The organism is Streptomyces sp. NPDC005141, from assembly GCF_053599975.1.
The window spans coordinates 126,310-144,709 of record NZ_JBSFYW010000020.1 but is presented as its reverse complement, the minus strand read 5'-3'; the positions used below and the strand labels follow the sequence as shown (position 1 = coordinate 144,709).

Genomic DNA, 18,400 nt, shown 5'->3' with positions numbered 1-18,400 from the left:
GGGGCGAGCTTGAGCCGTGTGCATTGAAAGGTGCACGCACGGTTCTGAGGGGGCCGGGATGCAGTGATGCATCCCGGCTACCCGACCTGTACCCGACGTTTGGTCAGCGCATCGCGTTGGCGAGGGCGTTCGGGTGTGCGCGGGTGGTCTACAACGACGCTCTGAGGGCGCGGGAGGCTGCCCGTGGCGAAGGTATGCCGTTTCCGAGGACCGGTGACCTGTCGAAGGTGCTGATCACGGAGGCGAAGAGGTGCCCGGAGCGAGCGTGGCTCGGTGAGGTGTCGGCGGTCGTGCTCCAGCAGTCCCTGCGGGACCTGGACGCCGCGTACCGGAACTTCTTCGACGGTCTGAAGGGCAAGCGCCCGCGTATGGGCGCGCCGCGCTTCAAGTCGAAGCGGGATGCCCGGCAGTCGGTCAGGTTCACGGCGAACGCCCGCTGGTCGATCACGCCGGGGCAGAAGCTGCGGCTGCCGAAGATCGGCGACGTGAAGGTGAAGTGGTCGCGTGTCCTGCCCTCGAGACCGTCCACGGTGACGGTGGTCAAGGACGCGGCAGGCCGGTACTTCGCGTCATTCGTCGTCGACACCGGCGGCAGCGAGATCCTGCCGGACACCACGGGCACGGTCGGCATCGACCTGGGGCTGACGCACTTCGCGGTCCTCTCCGACGGCCGGAAGATCGACAGCCCGCGCTTCCTGCGCCGCGCCGAGAAACGCCTGAAGAAGACCCAGCGCAACCTGTCCCGCAAGACCAGGGGCAGCAACAACCGTGGCAAGGCCCGGCTCAAGGTGGCCCGCGCCCATGCGCGGGTGGCCGACGCGCGCCGCGAGTTCCACCACCAGCTCTCCACCCAGCTGATCCGCGAGAACCAAGCGGTCGCCGTGGAGGACCTGGCGGTCAAGGGACTCGCCCGCACGCGCCTGGCCAAGTCGATCCATGACGCCGGATGGTCCGCGTTCGTGACCATGCTGGAGTACAAGGCAGCCCGGTATGGGCGCACCTTCCACCGGATCGGCCGCTTCGAACCCACCAGCCAGGTGTGCTCACGGTGCGGCGTGAAGGACGGCCCCAAGCCCCTCCACGTCCGTACCTGGAAGTGCGGGGCATGCGGGGCCGTCCTCGATCGGGACATCAACGCGGCGGTCAACGTCGCCAAGGCCGCCGGACTGGCGGTTTCAGCCTGTGGAGCGCAGGTAAGACCGGGAGTGATCCCGGCACCGCGCAGCGAAACAGGAACCCACCCGAAGCCACCCACCACTCCTCGGTGGGAGCAGGCGGGAATCCTCGGCCCTTGGGCCGGGGAGGATGTCAATCGCCCTGGGTGAAGGTGCGCCGGTACTCGCTCGGGGAGGTGCCGAGGATCTTGTGGAAGTGCAGGCGCAGATTGGCGCCGGTACCGAGACCGACGCCCGCCGCGATCTGCTCGACACTCCATTGCGAACGCTCGAGCAGTTCGCGGGCCATGTCGATGCGGGCTCGCATGACCCATTGCATCGGCGTGTACCCCGTGTCGTCGGCGAAGCGCCGCGAGAAGGTGCGCGGTGACACCGCGGCGTGCTGGGCGAGCACCTCGAGGGAAAGGGGGTCGCCGAGCCGGTGCAACGCCCATTCGCGGGTCGCGGCGAATCGCTCGCCGAGCGGTTCGGGAACGCTGCGCGGCACATACTGCGCCTGACCGCCGCTGCGGTAGGGGGCCGCGACCAGGCGGCGGGCCGCATGGTTCGACGCGGCCACCCCGAGGTCGCCCCGCAGGATGTGGAGGCACAGGTCGATGCCCGAGGCGGCGCCGGCCGAGGTGAGCACGCTTCCCTCGTCGATGAAGAGCACGTTCTCGTCGACCTTGATGAGCGGATGTTTCGCCGCGAGCGCCCGCGTGTAGTGCCAGTGGGTCGTGGCGCGCTTTCCGTCGAGCAGACCCGTGGCGGCGAGCGCGAAGGCGCCCGTCGAGATGGCGGCGAGCCGTGCGCCCCGGTCATGGGCGTCGATCAGCGCGTCGACGACGGCCCGCGGCGGGTCCTCGCGGTCCGGTGAGCGGTAGCCGGGGACGAAGACGATGTCGGCCCAGGCGAGTTGTTCGAGGCCGTGGGCGACGTGGTACGACAGGCCGTCGCCGCCTGTCACGAGACCGGGTTCCGCGCCGCACACCCGTACCTCGTACGGCATGCTCGCGCGGGTCGTGAACACCTGCGCGGCGATGCCGACATCGAGCGGCTTGGCACCCTCGAGCACGAGAACGGCGACACGGTGCAAGGGGGAGGCTGCCACGTGGAGAGGGTACGTGGGCCTCCCGGTTCACGGCCTCGGATGTCTCGCGCGTCGGCTTCTCCAGCACCGGATGGGGTGGTGCCCCATGCGACACGATCGCCCGGATTGCCCCCTCTCGCGACGACATGTGATGGCCCGTCACCGGGAATCGGTGAGGTCACCGCCTCCGGTCGGAACGGTCCCGGAGCCGGAGGTCCGGGGCCGGGCAGGACCGCTCGGCGGCGGGGAACGCTCCCTCCCGATCGCGGAGCCGCGGCCTTTCCCGGAACCGTGATACCGCTTCGGTAACCCCCTTCACAGGAGCCTCACACGTCGTGCGAGGATGCGGCTCCGGTATCGAATACCGGCGTAGAGGGGAACACCATTGAAATCAAGGAAACTGAGCCGTAAGCGGCAGCGCGCGACCATAGTCACGGCGGCGGCCGCGTCGGTCGTCGCCGGCGCAGCTCTGCTGCCCAACTGGTCCGCGGGCGCGGCGAGTGTCGCCGCCGACCCCAAGGTGGACGCGTCGACGAAGGCCACCTTCCAGCGGCTGGCGGACGCGGTCTTCACCGACCGTACCGACGCCCTGGTGGACAACGACGAGAGCAAGCGGAAGGCGTCCCGGTTCTCCGGGGACGTTCGGCTGTCCTCCACCCAGACCCGCGCCGAGAAGGCCGCGCTGTCGCAGTTGGAGAGCCGCAAGGCCCGCCTGGCGTCGCTCGGTGAGAAGTACAGCTCGGCCAACACGACCGTGTCGCTGGACCGTACGCGGCTGAAGGGCCGTCACGCCACGGTCAGCGTCACCGAGACGACGACGCTGACCTACGACGAGGCCAAGGGGAGCGAGCCGAAGTCGACCGGCTTCGTCGCGCACCACGAGCTGACGTTCAAGGCCGACCACAAGGGTGACTGGCAGCTCACGGGCGTCCGTGACACCGACGACGGGGTCGCGGTCAACCAGGTCGCCACCACGCCGCTCGTCGCCACGCCGATGACCGGCGACACCACCCCGCCCTCGGCGACGCGCTCCGCGACCACGCGGCCCGCGCCGGCGAAGCCGAAGAACTTCTCGGCCACCGGCTACGACTACAAGGCCATGGCGGCGTACGCGGCCAAGTACTGGAAGAACTACAACCCGGCCTACCCCGACTTCAACGGGGAGGGCGCCGGCGGCGACTGCACCAACTTCGTCAGCCAGTCCCTGAAGGCCGGCGGCTGGAAGCACGCTCCCGGCTACACGAACGACTTCCACAAGTGGTTCGGCAACGCCGACATCCAGTCGGACTCGTTCGTCGGCGTCAACGAGTTCTCGTGGTTCGCCCTGTCCTCCAAGCGGGTCACCAGCCTCGCCAACGTCTATCAGGCGGACGTCGGTGACGTGCTGCAGATGGACTTCAACAAGGACGGGTCCAAGGACCACACCATGATCGTCACGTACCGCAGCCCGCAGGGTGTGCCGTACGTGTCGTACCACTCCACCAACACCTACAACAGGTCGGTGGCGAGCGTCATCGCGTCGTACCCGAACGCGGCGTACTACGCCTACCGCACCTGAGCGGTCGCGTTCCGGGGCGGGAGTCGGCACCAGGTGCCCGGCTCCCGCCCTTTGCGTTACGCGGGCCCGCGACCGTCCGGTCGCCGCGTCGGGTCCTCGGCACCCGGCGGACCGGTCAGAGCCAGGTGGTCCCCAGCCGGACGGCCGCCGCGGCGGCGACCAGCAGGGCGATGTTGAGTCCGATCAGCCGGGCCTCGCCGCGGGAGACGTGGACGGCGATTCCGCCGACCTGTATGAGGACGAGGCCCGTCGCCGCGGCGACGGCGAGCCAGGGCGCGATCCCGGTGAGCGGTGGCAGGATCAGGCCTGCCGCGCCGAGGACCTCCAGTGTCCCGATGAGCCTGACGAGCGGCATGGGAACGCGATCGACCCACCCCATCATGGGCTGGAGGCGCTCCTGGCTCTGCAGGACCTTCTTGCCTCCGGCGTAGAGGTAGAACACCGCCAGCAGCGCTGCGACGATCCAGTAGGCGACGTCCATAACGACCCCTTGCACGATGGTTACCAGGCGTAAGTTGCCCCATGATGTGTCACTGTCGGGAGGCTTACAAAAGGCACATGGATGTGCGCTACCCACAGGGAGTTGTCATGTCGCAGTACGAGCACACGTGCATGATCCGCGGGGACGGCGGGCGGACGATCCGCGCCGTGCTCGACCGGATCTGCGACAAGTGGACGCTGCTGATCGTGACGACCCTCGAGCGGGGACACCTGCGTTTCACCGACCTGCAGCGGCAGATACCCGGCATCTCGCAGCGGATGCTCACGCTGACCCTGCGGAATCTGGAGCGCGACGGCCTGGTGTCCCGGACGGCGTACGCGGAGGTCCCACCCCGCGTCGAGTACGCGCTGACCCCGACCGGACAGAGCCTCATACCCCCGGCACTCGCGCTCGCCGGCTGGGCGATCGAGCACATCGCGGAGATCGAGGCCAGCAGGACCGCGTACGAGGAACGAACCGGCTGACGGTTCCCTCCAGCTCTTCGCGCCGGATACTGGGGGCATGGGATTCGTGGTCTTCATGACGTTGCCGGGGCTGGTCATTCTTCTGACCGCGGTCGCTTTCGCCGACCAGTTGGTGCTGCGTGCGGGGCGAGCCGGACTGCTGCCCTGGCGGAACAGTGTCCGGCACGGACAGATATCGGCGACCGGCTTCGAGCAGCTGCACGCGAGCTTCTCGCCGGGTAAGCAGAGCGAGCTGAAGGAGCGGCAGTCGGCGCTCATCCTGCGGGACGACGAGGAGGACGGAGCGCAGCCGAACCGCACCATGGTGGATCTGGAGGGCGGAACAGCGGTCGTCCGGATACCTCAGCGCGGTCGGTGAGCGGAGGCGGAGGTCCGCCCGCCCGGGACCCGCTCCACACCCTGCGGGCAGTTCGCCCGGCGCCCTGCGGGAGTTCTCCCGTCGCCTGGCGGAGAGTTCGCCCGTCGTCCCTCGGTGCGGCCCAGACACTTCGGCGCGGAGCCCGGCGGTGCGGCAGGCTCGACGGCACGTCGGCGCGGAACCCGCCGACCGCGGGCCGTTGTTCACCGCGATACCGCCGCCGGGCAGCACGGCGCCACGGCGGCACGGCGGCACCGGTCTCCTCCAGTTGAGGGATCCTGGAGGGTGACGGCCGGCGGCGCCACGCCTGCCCTGCGGGTTCCAGAAGTCGCGTGGCCCGCTCCTTAGGATGCGCCTCATGCCTGATGTCCCGCCTCGCGCCGAGCCGTTCACTCCGCGGACCGCCCCCGCCGCCCTCGACGACCTCCGCTCACGACTGCGCCTGACGCGCTGGCCGGACGCCCCCGAGGACGCCGGATGGTCGCTCGGAACCGACCTCGACTACCTCCGCGAGCTCGTCGCCTACTGGGCCGACGGGTTCGACTGGCCGGCGCAGGAAGCGGCGCTCGCCCGGCTCCCCCACTACCGTGTCCGGCTCGGTGGGCTCGGGATCCACTTCGTGCACGCCCGGGCCGTCGCACCGGCCGGGCCCGTCCTGCCGCTGGTGCTCAGCCATGGCTGGCCGGACTCGTTCTGGCGGTACACGAAGGTGATCCCGCTGCTGGCCGATCCCGGCGCGCACGGCGGCGATCCCGCCGACGCGTTCGACGTGATCGTGCCCGACATGCCGGGCTTCGGGTACTCCGACCGCCCCAGCGGCCCGCCGCTCGACTCCATCGCTGTCGCCGGGCTGTGGGCCGAACTCATGGACGTCCTCGGACACGAGCGGTTCGGCGCGGCCGGCGGTGACATCGGCAGCCACGTGAGCCGCTACCTCGCGCTCGACCATCCCGACCGCGTCGTGGCCGTCCACCGCATGGACGGGGGCCTGCCCGTCCTCACCGGAGATCCTGCCGACCTCACACCCGAGGAGCGCGCCTGGATGGAGGGCGCCGCGGCGTGGGGCGGTACCGAGGGCGCGTACGCCGCCATGCACCGTACGAAGCCCCAGACCGCCGCCGTGGGGCTCACCGACTCACCGGCCGGGCTCGCGGCCTGGATCGTCGAGAAGCTCCGGGCGTGGAGCGACTGCGACGGCGACATCGAACGGTCCTTCACGAAGGACGAGATCCTGACGAACGTGACGCTCTACTGGCTTACGGAGACGATCGGTTCGTCCATGCGCATGTACCGCGCGAACGGCGCGATCGAGCCCGCGCAGCTCGCCCGCCGCGTCGAGGTGCCGTCCGGCTTCGCCATCTTCCGCGGCGACATGGTCCGCCCGCCTCGGGCGTGGCTCGAGCGCACGACGAACCTCGCGCGCGTCACGGAGCCGCCACGCGGCGGCCACTTCGCCCCCTTCGAGGAGCCCGAGCTCTACGCGGAGGAACTGCGCGCGTTCTTCCGCCCCTACCGGGCGTCGGTGACGGGCTGAGAAAGGGCTTCACGTCGGCGGGGTCGGACGACGGGGGCATCACTCGGGCCGTGGAAGGCCGTTCGGCGCGTCCAGACGTTCCGTCGGCCGCCGAACGGCAGGACGGCAGGACCAGCGTGCGTGTCGCCATGAGCCAGGCGTCGTCGACCCCGCGGAAGTGGTCCTCGTAGTGGCCTGTGTACGCGTGCAGCCGCGGCGGAGCCGACGTGCCTTCGGCTCACGAGCCCTTTCCCTCGGTCTCGTTCTCCAGCTCGTCGCCCGCCAGGGACCGGGCGACGCGGAAGCCGACGTCGTCCACCCGGAAGGTGGGGTGGCTGCGGCGCCGCACGGAAGCCCGGCAGCTCCAGTGCTCGTCGAACCAGCCACCGCCGCGCAGCACCCGGTAGCTGCCGTAGATCTCGGCGTCGTAGATGTCCCAGCACCACTCCCACACGTTGCCCAACATGTCGTGCAGGCCCCACGAGTTGGGCCGCTTGCCGCCCACCTCGTGCATTCGCTCGCCGGAGTTGTGCCGATGCCAGGCGATCTCGTCGAGGGGTCCGTAGCGCGGTCCGGTCGTACCGGCCCGGCAGGCGTTCTCCCACTCGGCTTCGCTCGGCAGCCGGTATCCGTCGGCCGATGCGTCGCGGTCGATGTCCTCGCCGTCGGCCCCGAGAAGGTAGACGGGCCTGAGTCCGTCGCGTCGGGACAGGGCGTTGCAGAACCGCACCGCGTCCCACCAGGAGACCCCCTCGACCGGCAACCGGTCCCCACGGACGCCGCTCGGACACAGGCCGGTGACCTCCGTGTAGAGCCCCTGGGTGACCGGGTGCTCCGCGATGGCGTACGGCGCGAGCTCCACCGCCCAACTGCGCTGTGTCCGCCGGTCCGACAGGTTGACCCGCCCCGCCGGAATCGCGATCATCTCCTGCTCTGTGCCCGTATCCATGAGCGGACGATCCTACCGGCGCCTGCCTCCGACGCCTACGTACGCCTTCGCGGTGCGCGCCCGCCTCACCGCGCGGTCGGCGGGCAGAGGGAGAGCGACGACGGGTGGGTGTGGGCGGCCGCCAGCAGGTGGGCCGCGCCGCGGACGGCCGCGGTGTGGGGGGCCGGGGCGGGCCTGACGGGAGCGTGCAGGTGCTGGGTGAGGCGGTAGGTGATGTCGGGGCGCAGGGCGCCTCCGCCTGCCAGGAGCGCTCCTCGGTGGACGGCGTCGAGCGTCTGGGTGGTGTGGTCCTGTTCCAGCATCGTGGTGACCATGGCGACGACGGCGTCGGCGATCCGCGTGGACGGGGTGAGGCCGTCCAGATCGCTGGTGCCCAGAGCGGTGCGGCGGGCATCGGTGACACTGCCTTCGGTGAGGAGGACGACCTCGGTGACATGGGCACCGAGGTCCACGACGAGCAGCGGCGTGCTCAGGTCGGCGCCGGCGGCGGCCGCGACGGCTCGTGCGGCCGGGACGGTCAGCACCGTGCGTGGTCGCAGGGTCTCGACCGCGAGGCGGGCCTCGGCGCGGAAGGCGATCCCGCCGAGGACGGGCGCGGTGAGGATGAGCAGGGGGCGGCCGAGACGGGGCAGGCGGTGAGTGAGCAGGCGGTCGAGCATCCGGGCCGTTCCGGGGGTGTCGACGATCGTGCCCCGCTGGATGGGGCGGGCCGCGCCGTCGCCGGAGAAGGTCACCGTCGGCACGTCGAGGATCACTCCCCGGCCGGACATCCAGGCGCGGGTGCGGGAGCTGCCCAGGTCCAGCGCGATGCCGCTGCAGTGCCGGCACCGGGGCCAGGGCCGGTGCCGTCCGGGGCGGGGTGTCGTGGTCACCGGTCGGCCTCCCTGACCTGCTGACAGCGCCCGCAGTACCGGGCTTGCGGCACGATGGTCAGACGCTCCCGGTCGATGGCTCTGCGACACAGGTGACAGGCGCCGTAGCGGCCCTCGTCCATGCGCCGGAGAGCCGCTTCGACATCGGCGAGCACCATGCGGGCGGAGGCGGCGAGCTTGACGCGGACCTCGATCCGGGAGGCGGTCTGCCGGGTCGGCAGCGCCTCGGTGGGGTCCATGGCGGCGGCCGCGATCTGCTGGAGCTGCTCCTGCCGGAACAGGCGCTGCTCGTGCAGGTTCTCGCGCAGCGCGGCGAGGTCCTCGATCGACAGGGTCGTACGGCGGTCGCCGATGATCTGATGGGTCACCACTTCACCCCTCGGGCAGGGCGGGAAACTGACGCTTCGGGACGGGAGGCGCGGAACGGACGGCCGCGCGTCAGGCGGTGTCGCGCCGGCAGGGGACGCAGAAGCGTGTGTACGGCAGGATCTCCAGGCGCTCGACCGGAATGGACTTGGCGCAGGCCTGGCAGACTCCGTAGCTGCCGTCCTGGATGCGGCCCGAGGCGGCGTCGATCTCGCCGAGGACACGCTCGATGACGTCTTTCTGCGCCGTCATCACCTGCTCCTCCGCGTCCTCGCCGGCCTCGTCGATGGCCCGCAGCTGTGTCAGCCGGGAATTGCGTTCGTGTTCGAGACGCTGACGTGCCTCGTGCGCCGTCAGGAGCTCGGGACGGGGTCCGGTCCGGGGCGTGTCGAGCGACATGGCGGGTCCTTCCTGCAACACGGAGAGTGACGTACGGCGAGGCGTGACAGGGCCGGGGCCCTGTGCGGAGCACGGCTTCGCGACGCGGTGGCTGTGCCATGCCTTCACCCTGGCCGATGCGCCGCGCGAAACCCATCGGGCGCAGTACCCATGTTCGGCGGCCCTCCGAAGCACCTGTGTACGCGGAGGACCAGCACGTACGGAGGAGCAGCCGGCCCTCACGGCGGGGCCGGGCCCCGGTGCGGAAATGGGCATGGGACCCCATCGACGGACGGGGCCCGACCCAGGCAGGCTGGGCGGCAGGCCGGTCGAGACAAGTGGCCGCAGCTCATGCTCGGGGTGCGCGGTGACCGACAGTAGAGAAGAAGCCGTGCGCACGAGAAAGGTGTCATCCCGTTGTCCCTGTTCTGGCGGATCTTCGCGCTGAACGCGCTGGTGCTCGGAAGCGCCACCGCGCTGCTGCTGTGGGCTCCGGTGACCGTCTCCGTGCCGGTGGTGCTGACCGAGGCCGTGATCCTCGTGGGCGGTCTGGCCGTCATGCTGGTGGCCAACGCGGCCCTGCTGCGGATCGGGCTGGCCCCGGTGGCCCGGCTCAAGAAGCTGATGACCACCGTCGACCTGCTGCGCCCCGGCCAGCGGCTGCCGGAGCGCGGGCGCGGGGAGATCTCCGAGCTGATCCGCACCTTCAACGCCATGCTGGAGCGCCTCGAGCACGAACGGGCCGCCAGCAGCGCCCGCGTCCTGATCGCGCAGGAGGCGGAACGTCGTCGTATCGCCCAGGAGCTCCACGACGAGGTCGGGCAGACGATGACCGCGATCCTGCTGTCCCTGAAGCGGTCGTCGGACGACGCCGCCGAGCCCTTGCGCAGCGAGCTCCAGCAAGCGCAGGAGATCACCAGGGAGAGCCTGGACGAGGTGCGCCGTCTGGTGCGCCGGCTGCGGCCCGGGGTGCTGGAGGATCTCGGTCTGGTCAGCGCCCTGACCTCGCTCACCACCGAGTTCTCCACCCACACCGGTCTGCGTGTCCTGCGCGCCTTCGACACCGGCCTGCCGTCCCTGGATCAGCAGACCGAACTGGTGCTGTACCGCGTCGCCCAGGAAGCCCTGACCAACGCCGCCCGGCACGCCGAGGCCGGGCGGGTCGAGGTCAGCCTGCGCCATACCGGTGGCACGGTCGTCCTGGCCGTCACCGACGACGGCCATGGATGCGGCGTCGCACGGGAAGGCGCCGGGATCCGCGGGATGCGTGAGCGTGCGCTGCTCATCGGGGCCACGCTCGACATCACGTCCGCACCCTCCGGTACGCAGATCCGGCTGACCGTGCCCGACCCTAGGAAGCAGTCATGACCCCGTCCGACGCGTCCGTGATCCGGATCCTCCTCGCCGACGACCACGCGCTGGTACGGCGCGGGGTGCGGCTCATCCTCGACAGCGAGCCGGATCTCGAGGTCGTCGCCGAGGCGGGGGACGGCGCGGAGGCGATCGCCATGGCCCGCGAGCACGAGGTCGACCTGGTCGTACTGGACATCGCCATGCCCCGGATGACCGGTCTGCAGGCCGCCCGCGAGCTCATCGCGCTGAAGCCGGGCGTACGCGTCCTGATGCTGACGATGCACGACAACGAGCAGTACTTCTTCCGGGCGTTGAAGGTGGGTGCCAGCGGTTACGTGCTGAAGTCCGTGGCCGACCGCGATCTGGTCGCCGCCTGCCGGGCCGCCATGCGGGACGAGCCCTTCCTGTACCCGGGTGCGGTCACCGCGCTCGTACGCAACTACCTCGACCGCGTCCACGACGGCGAGGAGCTCCCCGAGCAGGTCCTGACGCCCCGCGAGGAGGAGGTGCTCAAACTCGTGGCCGAGGGGCACTCCTCCAAGGAGATCGCCGAGATGCTCTTCATCAGCATCAAGACCGTCCACCGGCACCGGGCGAACATGCTCCACAAGCTCGGCCTGCGCGACCGTCTCGAGCTCACGCGGTACGCGATCCGCGCCGGCCTCATCGAGCCCTGACCTCCGCCCCACCGACCGTCTCAGGGCTCCGGCCCCACTCCCCCGCCGGAGCCCTGAGGCCTCCCCCGGCCTGAGCCCCGACCCCACCGGCGCGCGGGACCGCTTCCGACCAGCCATCACCAGCCGAGACATCTCCATGTCGTCATCCCGATCACCGCCGCCACTGTCCTGGCCGCGTTCGCCTGCCGGAGGCCCGCCTTGACCCGCGCCCTGCGCATCCGAGGGCTGCTCGCTCTCGCCGCTGTCGCCCTGTCGCTCTACGTCGCCTTCACCGTGCCCGTCCACCTCGGACTGGATCTGCGCGGTGGCACCCAGATCGTGCTGGAAACCCGCCCCGCCTCAGCCTCCGGCTCCGACCCCGCCCCCGACCCTGGGGCCACGGATCGCACGGTGGAGGTGCTGCGCGGTCGTATCGACGCGCTGGGTGTCGCCGAACCCACCATCGTCCGTTCCGGCAGCGACCGGATCGTCGTCGAACTGCCCGGAGTGCAGGACCCCAGGAAGGCCGCCGTGGTGCTCGGCCGCACGGCTCAGCTCACCTTCCACCCGGTCCTCGGCAGTGCCGCCGGCGCCGACGACAAGCCCGCGTCGCTGCCCAAACGACCTCATCAGCTGGTTCTGCCCGACGAGTCCGGCCGGTTCCTGCGCCTGTCGGCCGCCACGCTGACCGGCAGTGACGTCGACGAAGCCGCCGCACGTCTCGACCAGCAGGGCGGTGCCGGATGGCACGTCACCGTCGACTTCAAGGGGGCCGGTCGCGACGGGTGGGCCCGCCTCACCGGCGAGGCGGCCTGTCATCCGGCGGGAGATCCGTCCCGCCGGGTCGCCATAGTCCTGGACGGCAAGGTCATCTCATCGCCCCAGGTCGATCCCTCGGTGTCCTGCGGTTCCGGGATCGGCGGAGGCTCCACCCGGATCACCGGCTCCTTCAGCGACGGAGAGGCACGCGAACTGGCCCTGCTCATCAACGGCGGCGCCCTGCCCGTGCCGGTGGAGACCGTCGAGCAGCGCATCGTCGGCCCCACCCTCGGAGCGGAGGCCATCGCGGCCGGCGCCTGGGCCGCCGTCCTCGGCACCGCGCTGACCGCCCTGTTCATCGGCGTCGTCTACCGCCTCATGGGTGTCCTGGCCACCGTCGGCCTGGCCTGCTACGCCCTGATCTCCTACGCCGCCCTGGCCGCCATCGGCGCCACCCTCACGCTGCCCGGACTCGCCGGATTCGTGCTGGCCATCGGCATGGCGGTCGACGCCAACGTGCTCGTCTTCGAGCGTGCCCGCGAGGAGTACGCCGCGCGAAACCGTCCCACCCCGCGCTCGTCCCTGACCGCGGGATTCCGCGGTGCCTTCAGCGCGATCGCCGACTCGAACGTCACCACCCTGATCGCCGCCGGCCTGCTCTACTTCCTCGCCACCGGACCCGTCCGCGGCTTCGGTGTCACGCTGGGCATCGGCGTCCTCGCGTCCATGTTCAGCGCCCTGGTGATCACGCGTGTCCTCGCGGAGCACGCCGCCGCGCGCTCTCGGATACGCCGCCGTCCCCGGGTCACCGGCATCGCCCACACCGGCCGTGTCCGCGACCACCTCACCCGCAGGAATCCCGATCTGATGCGCGCCCCGCGCCGCTGGCTGGCCGTCTCCGCCGCGGCTCTCGTCCTGGCCGCTTCCGGAATCGCTGTGCGCGGCCTCGACTTCGGCATCGAATTCACCGGCGGCCGTCTGATCGAGTACACCACCGCCGCCCCCGTGGACCCCGACCGGTTGCGCGGCGCGCTCGCCGACGCCGGGTTCCCCCGGGCCGTCGTCCAGACCTCCGGCGACCACCGACTCACCGTCAGGACGGACCAGCTGACCAACGCTCAGGCGGCCACGATCACCGAGGCCGTCGGCGACCTGACCACGCGGGCCGACAAACTCCGCGACGAGACCATCGGCCCGAGCCTCGGCAAGGAGCTGCGCCAGGGCGCTCTGGTCGCCCTCGCGATCGCCTTGGCCGCCCAACTCCTCTACCTGGCGGCCCGATTCCGCTGGCTGCTGGGAACCTCGGCGGTCGCCGCGCTGGCCCACGACGTCGTGATCCTCGTCGGCGTCTTCGCCTGGCTCGGCAAGCCCATCGACGGCGTCTTCCTCGCCGCGCTCCTGACGGTCATCGGCTACTCCGTCAACGACTCGGTCGTCGTCTTCGACCGCATCAGGGAACTGCGGCGCCAGGACAGCGAGGCGCCGTTCGCCCGCACGGCCAACAGCGCGCTCCTGCAGACCCTCCCACGTACGGTAAACACCGGTATGGGCGCGGCTTTCATCCTCACTGCGCTGGCGGTCCTCGGCGGCGACACCCTGGCGGACTTCGCCCTCGCCCTCCTCATCGGCCTCGCGGTGGGAACCTACTCCTCCATGTTCACCGCCACCCCGCTGGCCATCGAACTCGACGACCGCGCCCGCTCGTCGGCCGGACGGGCACCCGCCCTCGGCTCCTGAGATCGCCGGTTCCGATGACGGCGTGCACGGATCGAACACCGTGCAAGGGATGCCGCATCTGTCACGGACGCATCAACACACCTGATTCGGGGAGGAGTTGCCTGCCGGAGCCCCGGGCGATCCCTGGGCTCGCACGAACTCATCGACGCCTTCCGGCACTCCGGTTCCGCCGACATCGTCAGCGACTACGCCACCCGCCTCCCGGTCGACGTCATCGCCGACACGCTGGGCCTCGACAAGGCCGACCACAGCCGCTTCCACGGCTGGTACACGACTGTCATCGCATTCCTCGGCAATCTCTCCGGCGACCCCGAGGTGACCGCGGCGGGTGAACGCACCCGTGCGGAGTTCGCCGAGTACATGCTCCCGGTCATCCGTGAGCGGCGGGAGAACCCAGGTGAGGATCTGCTCTCCTCGCTGTGCGCCGCCGAGGTGGACGGCGTGCGGATGAGCGACGCGGATGAGCGACGAGGACATCAAGGCGTTCTGCAGCCTGCTGCTGGCGGCGGGCGGGGAGACCACCGACAAGGCGATCGCGAGCACCCTCGCGAATCTGCTGACGCACCAGGACCAGTTGGCGGCCGTCCGGGAAGACCGCGGTCTCATAGCCGCGGCCTTCGCCGAGACCCTGCGTTGCACCCCTCCGGTCCACATGATCATGCGCCAGTCCGCCACCGAGGTGGAGGTCTCCGGCGGCGTCATCCCCGCGGGTGCCACGGTGACGTGCCTGATCGGAGCCGCCAACCGGGACGAGGAGCGTTACCGCGACCCCAACCGCTTCGACATCTTCCGCGACGATCTGACGACCACGTCCGCGTTCTCCGCCGCCGCCGACCAACTCGCGTTCGCACTCGGCCGGCACTTCTGCGTGGGCGCGCTGCTCGCCAGGGGTGCGTCGCCGACGCGCGCGGGCCACGGGGTCGCCGTCCCCGGGGTCCAGAACTCCCACCGCCGCGAGGTGACGCTCATGCGGCCATGAGGACGAGGAGCGGGGCGCCCGGACGGGGTCGTGGATCCGGGACGGCGATGAAGTCACCTGGGAGAAAGCCCAGTTGAGGCCCGCAATCGGGCGCCCTGACGCTCGGCCCGCAACAAGGGCGCCCCAGGCAACTCGTGCGACCTACAACTAACCGCTCACAATCTCTTGATCATGACGCCACGCCCTGATATTCATATCCACACCCTCCTTACATGATCTTCACATGTGGGCGGCCTCCCGGATCGACTCCCCCTGCGCGTCGGCGTCCTGCCGGCGTGCGCGCTTCGAGATGCCGTAAGGACGTTGCCTTGAGGGAGAGCATCCGCGTTCGTCCGCCCGGCACGCATGCCGGTCCGCACTTGAGAGCACCCTTGACCCTCCGCCTTGTCCGCGCGACGCGGTTAGCGCCGTCCGCGCACCTCGCGACGCCCCCGGGTCCCCCGGCGGCGTGGTCCGACACGGCCGCGACCCCGACCGGCTGAATCGGCCACCGCGGGCCGGCCGGCTCGTCAGCCCTTTCCGCACAGCCGTTGAGCACGCCCGCGCGCGCCGACTCCCGGGTCCCCGACCTCGTCGACGCCGCGAGCCGCCGCTCGCCGTTCCGGACCCGGACATCCCACCGGGCGGGCCGGAACACCGCCCGACCACCGGCGGTCCCTTCACGTCCTTCCGTCTTCCCACCGGGAGGCGGCGGTCACGCCGTGCACACCGTCCCGCCGCTTACGGCCTCACCGTCCTTCACGTCATTTCATCAAGGGAATCCATGCCTGCCTTCTGCGCCCACTGCGGCAGCCGGCTGACCGACGAGGCGCGTTTCTGCACCTCGTGCGGCCGGCCCAACATCACCCCTCCGCCGGTCGCGGCGCCGAGCGTGCCGCCTCCGCTCCCCGCCTCGCCGCCGGCCGCTCCGGGAACCGCGCAGGCTCCGTCCGGTTCCGCCGCCCTCGGCACGCCCCCGGCCGCACAGTTGAGCGAACGTGCCCGCACGGTGCTGACGCGCCTGCTGAGCGGTGACTGGATCGCCCCCGCGCGGATCGCCGCCCTGCCCACCGCCCTCCTGATTCTTCTGGCACTGGTCGTCACCCTGCTCTCGGATGTCCCGGGGGACGACTTCGGTGACGTCTTCTTCACGGCGCTCGCGGTCGTCATGTCCGCCGTGGGCGCCCGTCCGGGCCTCGAGCTGATGCCGGTGCGCGACACCGCGCTCGCCTCGGCAGAGATCTCGGTCGTGCCGCTCGGAGTGACCCTGCTGTGGGCGACGGCACTGTGGTTCGGTGCCCGGCTGCACCTCCGAGGCGCGGCCGGAAGCGGGGCGGCGCGGCTCAACAGCGCGGAAACCGCGCTGCTGGCCGTGCGCGGTGTGCTGTCGGCCGTGCTCGGGGCCGTGGTGCTGGCCTGGGTGGCCGGTACGTCGATCGCGCTGTCGGACTCCGGGGGCGGGTGGGATTCAGCCGCCTACCTGCTCGGGGTGGAGGACCCCACGATCTCGGTGACGTGCTCCCCCGTGAGCGCGGCCTGGTGGACCCTGCTGCTGGCGTCCGCGGTGCTCTTCCCGACGCTCTGCCGGACATCCGCGTCGGAGTGGGTCGCTCGTCGGCCCGGTCTTGGTGCCTGGCTCCGCGCGGCCCGGCACGCGGGTGTCTCGCTGGCCGTGTCCCTGGCCGTGGCCGGCATCGCCGTCGTGGTCCTTCTGGTGAGCAAGGGCGGCTCGGCCGCGCTGATACCGGCGCTGCTCCTGGCGCCCAACCTCGCCACGACACTGCTCGGCTTCGCCTGGGGCGCCCCCGTCCGCTTCGACATCGAGGGCACGGGGATCTCGGCGGCCATGGACAGCGATGCCTCCGGTCCGCCGTGGACGGCTTCCCTCTTCCAGCTCCAGAACCTCAGCGGCTGGGTGTGGACGTCCGTGCTGCTCGGTGTGGTGGCCGCCGTGGTGCTGGGCGCTGGCGTCCTGCGTGAGGAAGCCCGGCCCGTCGCCGCCGTACGCGCCGTGGTCTCCTTCGTCTCCGGGTTCCTGCTGGCGGTGCTCATCGCGGGAATCACGGTCGAGTTGACGTTCGATGCCGGCGCCACGCCGTGGCTGGGCAGGCTGCTCGAAGATGTCCTGGACCTCCCCGATTCTTCGGGCAGTCTGGCGGCGGAGGCCGGACTGGCCGTGCCCGGGGCCCTGTTCGCGGCGGCCGTGTGGGGTGCCGTCGGGGCGTTCGGTGTACCGGCCGCGGCCCGGCGGCTGGGCGTCACGCACCTCGCGTACCTCCCCGGACTCGTGGCCTTCGTCCGAGGCGTGAACACCCGGTCCGGCCCTGCCCTCACCACCGTGACTCCCGTCCCTGCGCCTACTGCGGTCCCGGTTCCGGTACCTCCTGCGGTTCCGGTCCCAGGTCCGGTTCCGGTCGCGGTCGCGGGTCCGGTCGCGGTCGCAGATCCCCGTCCCGCCGCAGGTTCGGTTCCCGTCGCGGGTCCGGTCACGGTCGCGGGTCCGGTCGCGGTCGCAGATCCCGGTCCCGCCGCAGGTTCGGTTCCCGTCGCGGGTCCGGTCACGGTCGCGGGTCCGGTCGCGGTCGCAGATCCCGGTCCCGCCGCAGGTTCGGTACCCGTCGCAGGTCCGGGTCCGGTCGCCGCACCCGAACTGCCCGTACCCGCACACGCTCCGCTCACTGATCCCGCAGCCGAGCCCGCGGCGACTCCCGCGCCCCTGGCCGAACCGGCCCCAGCGTCCGTCGCTCCAGTCACCCCGCCCGCACCCCAGCAGGCGCTGAACCCCGCGGCGGCCGCGTCTGAGGCCCCGGTCGCCGACGAGCCGACGGACTCGGCCGGCACAACACCCGAACCGGCCCCCGTCGCCCCCGCGGCCATGGCCGTACCGGCGGCCTCCGACATGCCGCCACCCCTCACCCCCGCCGGCTGGCTCGTTCCCGCTCCCGCTCCGCAACGGCGCAGGATCGGCTGGGGTGTCGTCACCGCGACCCTCGTGGCCACGGCGGTCGTCGCCGGTGGCCTCGCGGCGGGTGCGGTGTGGCTGACCTCCGACCGGTCGGCCCCCCGACCGCACACGGCGCAGGCGACCGCCGAAGCCGTTCCGTCGGGAGCGGGCACCCTCCCTCCGGCGCCCTCGTCGGGCTCGGCCGAAACCACCGATCCGTCTTCCGACTCCACCGGCTCCGACGCGTCGCCGTCCGCCTCGGCGACGTCACCGAAGGACATCGTCAGTCAGGTGCAGGGGCTGCTGGAGGAGAACACCCCGCTGCGCCAGCAAGTGCAGGACGCCGTCGCCGCGGCCAGGGACTGCTCGGAAGGAGCGGATCCCGTCCGCGACGCGCGTGACGACCTGGTGGCGGTGGCCGAGGCGCGCGAAGGGTTCGTACGACAGATCGACCAGCTCGCTCCGCAGGCGACCGGCGACCTCGCCGAGGCTCTGGTCGATCTGTCCCGCGCTTGGACGGCATCCGCCGCGGCGGACCGGGACTACGCCTCATGGGCGTCGGGCGTCGTCGACGACGTCACCGAGTTCGGGGTCCTGGGATGTGGGCACAGCGGAGCCCCCGGGGCCTCCGACTGGGCCTCGGCCCACAACAAGCAGGCGAGCACGGCGAAGAAGGACTTCGCCGAGCTGTGGAACTCCATCGCTCCGCAGTACGACCTGACCACGGTGGATCCGAGCCAGATCTAGCGCATCGGGCGCCCGGAAGGGCGGTCGGGGGCCGGGTCCGGC

Annotated in this window: 15 protein-coding genes and 1 pseudogene; 10 read left to right on the top strand and 6 right to left on the bottom strand. The window is 71.2% G+C overall.

Annotation, left to right across the window (positions count from 1 at the left end; genetic code table 11):
- The first annotated feature begins 86 nt into the window (after nt 1–86).
- Complete coding sequence (locus ACWD68_RS18435) at nt 87–1,325, top strand: RNA-guided endonuclease InsQ/TnpB family protein (protein ID WP_451807479.1); 1,239 nt, start codon at nt 87–89, stop codon at nt 1,323–1,325.
- Here ACWD68_RS18435 and ACWD68_RS18430 read toward each other — a convergent pair.
- Complete coding sequence (locus tag ACWD68_RS18430) at nt 1,309–2,265, bottom strand: GlxA family transcriptional regulator (protein ID WP_451807475.1); 957 nt, start codon at nt 2,263–2,265, stop codon at nt 1,309–1,311. The two genes, ACWD68_RS18435 and ACWD68_RS18430, sit on opposite strands and share 17 nt — an antisense overlap.
- A 364-nt stretch (nt 2,266–2,629) precedes the next feature.
- On the opposite strand from ACWD68_RS18430, the gene ACWD68_RS18425 reads away from it, so the two are divergent.
- A complete protein-coding gene (locus tag ACWD68_RS18425; RefSeq protein WP_451807474.1) occupies nt 2,630–3,802 on the top strand; it encodes an amidase domain-containing protein in 1,173 nt (390 codons plus the stop codon).
- 115 nt (nt 3,803–3,917) lie between these two features.
- On the opposite strand, the gene ACWD68_RS18420 is transcribed toward ACWD68_RS18425, so the two are convergent.
- Nucleotides 3,918–4,283, bottom strand: coding sequence for a DoxX family protein (locus ACWD68_RS18420; RefSeq protein WP_451807473.1), 366 nt, complete (start codon nt 4,281–4,283; stop codon nt 3,918–3,920).
- Between the two features lie 107 nt (nt 4,284–4,390).
- On the opposite strand from ACWD68_RS18420, the gene ACWD68_RS18415 reads away from it, so the two are divergent.
- The 3 genes from ACWD68_RS18415 (at nt 4,391) to ACWD68_RS18405 (ending at nt 6,660) form a co-directional block, all read left to right on the top strand.
- Nucleotides 4,391–4,768: a winged helix-turn-helix transcriptional regulator gene (locus tag ACWD68_RS18415; RefSeq protein ID WP_451807472.1), complete on the top strand. Its 378-nt coding sequence runs from the start codon at nt 4,391–4,393 to the stop codon at nt 4,766–4,768.
- Nucleotides 4,769–4,805: 37 nt separating this feature from the next.
- Complete coding sequence (locus ACWD68_RS18410; RefSeq protein ID WP_451807471.1) at nt 4,806–5,126, top strand: DUF6191 domain-containing protein; 321 nt, start codon at nt 4,806–4,808, stop codon at nt 5,124–5,126.
- A gap of 358 nt (nt 5,127–5,484) precedes the next feature.
- A complete protein-coding gene (locus ACWD68_RS18405; RefSeq protein WP_451807470.1) occupies nt 5,485–6,660 on the top strand; it encodes an epoxide hydrolase family protein in 1,176 nt (391 codons plus the stop codon).
- Between the two features lie 217 nt (nt 6,661–6,877).
- Here the strand turns inward: ACWD68_RS18405 and ACWD68_RS18400 are convergent, their stop codons facing one another.
- The 4 genes from ACWD68_RS18400 to ACWD68_RS18385 form a co-directional block, all read right to left on the bottom strand.
- Nucleotides 6,878–7,588: a formylglycine-generating enzyme family protein gene (locus ACWD68_RS18400; RefSeq protein ID WP_451807469.1), complete on the bottom strand. Its 711-nt coding sequence runs from the start codon at nt 7,586–7,588 to the stop codon at nt 6,878–6,880.
- A 65-nt stretch (nt 7,589–7,653) separates the two neighbouring features.
- Nucleotides 7,654–8,460 (bottom strand): rod shape-determining protein, encoded by an 807-nt coding sequence (locus ACWD68_RS18395; RefSeq protein ID WP_451807468.1) that lies wholly within the window; start codon nt 8,458–8,460, stop codon nt 7,654–7,656.
- Nucleotides 8,457–8,831, bottom strand: a complete 375-nt coding sequence (locus ACWD68_RS18390; protein WP_451807467.1) for a TraR/DksA family transcriptional regulator — start codon at nt 8,829–8,831, stop codon at nt 8,457–8,459. Before ACWD68_RS18390 ends, ACWD68_RS18395 begins: the two co-directional genes overlap by 4 nt.
- A 67-nt stretch (nt 8,832–8,898) precedes the next feature.
- Entirely contained in the window at nt 8,899–9,225 is a 327-nt protein-coding gene (locus ACWD68_RS18385; RefSeq protein ID WP_451807466.1) for a TraR/DksA family transcriptional regulator, read from the bottom strand.
- 396 nt (nt 9,226–9,621) lie between these two features.
- Here ACWD68_RS18385 and ACWD68_RS18380 point away from each other — a divergent pair, with 396 nt between their 5' ends.
- The 5 genes and pseudogenes from ACWD68_RS18380 (at nt 9,622) to ACWD68_RS18360 (ending at nt 18,358) form a co-directional block, all read left to right on the top strand.
- Complete coding sequence (locus ACWD68_RS18380; protein ID WP_451807465.1) at nt 9,622–10,572, top strand: HAMP domain-containing sensor histidine kinase; 951 nt, start codon at nt 9,622–9,624, stop codon at nt 10,570–10,572.
- A complete protein-coding gene (locus ACWD68_RS18375; protein ID WP_266764643.1) occupies nt 10,569–11,234 on the top strand; it encodes a response regulator in 666 nt (221 codons plus the stop codon). The genes ACWD68_RS18380 and ACWD68_RS18375 overlap by 4 nt, the downstream gene beginning before the upstream one ends.
- A 198-nt stretch (nt 11,235–11,432) precedes the next feature.
- Nucleotides 11,433–13,709 carry a protein translocase subunit SecD gene (gene secD / locus ACWD68_RS18370; RefSeq protein ID WP_451807464.1) on the top strand — a complete coding sequence of 759 codons (2,277 nt, stop codon included), beginning with the start codon at nt 11,433–11,435 and terminating at the stop codon, nt 13,707–13,709.
- A gap of 129 nt (nt 13,710–13,838) precedes the next feature.
- A pseudogene (locus ACWD68_RS18365) lies at nt 13,839–14,613 on the top strand (cytochrome P450); the annotation flags it as partial.
- 838 nt (nt 14,614–15,451) lie between these two features.
- A complete protein-coding gene (locus ACWD68_RS18360; RefSeq protein WP_451807463.1) occupies nt 15,452–18,358 on the top strand; it encodes a zinc-ribbon domain-containing protein in 2,907 nt (968 codons plus the stop codon).
- The last annotated feature ends 42 nt before the right edge of the window (nt 18,359–18,400 follow it).

Bases quoted from the DNA above. Each gene is read 5' to 3' on its own strand.
- ACWD68_RS18420 (WP_451807473.1), bottom strand. From the start codon at position 4,283: ATGGACGTCGCCTACTGGATCGTCGCAGCGCTGCTGGCGGTGTTCTAC.
- ACWD68_RS18400 (WP_451807469.1), bottom strand. From the start codon at position 7,588: ATGGATACGGGCACAGAGCAGGAGATGATCGCGATTCCGGCGGGGCGG.
- ACWD68_RS18405 (WP_451807470.1), top strand. From the start codon at position 5,485: ATGCCTGATGTCCCGCCTCGCGCCGAGCCGTTCACTCCGCGGACCGCC.
- ACWD68_RS18410 (WP_451807471.1), top strand. From the start codon at position 4,806: ATGGGATTCGTGGTCTTCATGACGTTGCCGGGGCTGGTCATTCTTCTG.
- ACWD68_RS18415 (WP_451807472.1), top strand. From the start codon at position 4,391: ATGTCGCAGTACGAGCACACGTGCATGATCCGCGGGGACGGCGGGCGG.
- ACWD68_RS18360 (WP_451807463.1), top strand. From the start codon at position 15,452: ATGCCTGCCTTCTGCGCCCACTGCGGCAGCCGGCTGACCGACGAGGCG.
- ACWD68_RS18385 (WP_451807466.1), bottom strand. From the start codon at position 9,225: ATGTCGCTCGACACGCCCCGGACCGGACCCCGTCCCGAGCTCCTGACG.
- ACWD68_RS18375 (WP_266764643.1), top strand. From the start codon at position 10,569: ATGACCCCGTCCGACGCGTCCGTGATCCGGATCCTCCTCGCCGACGAC.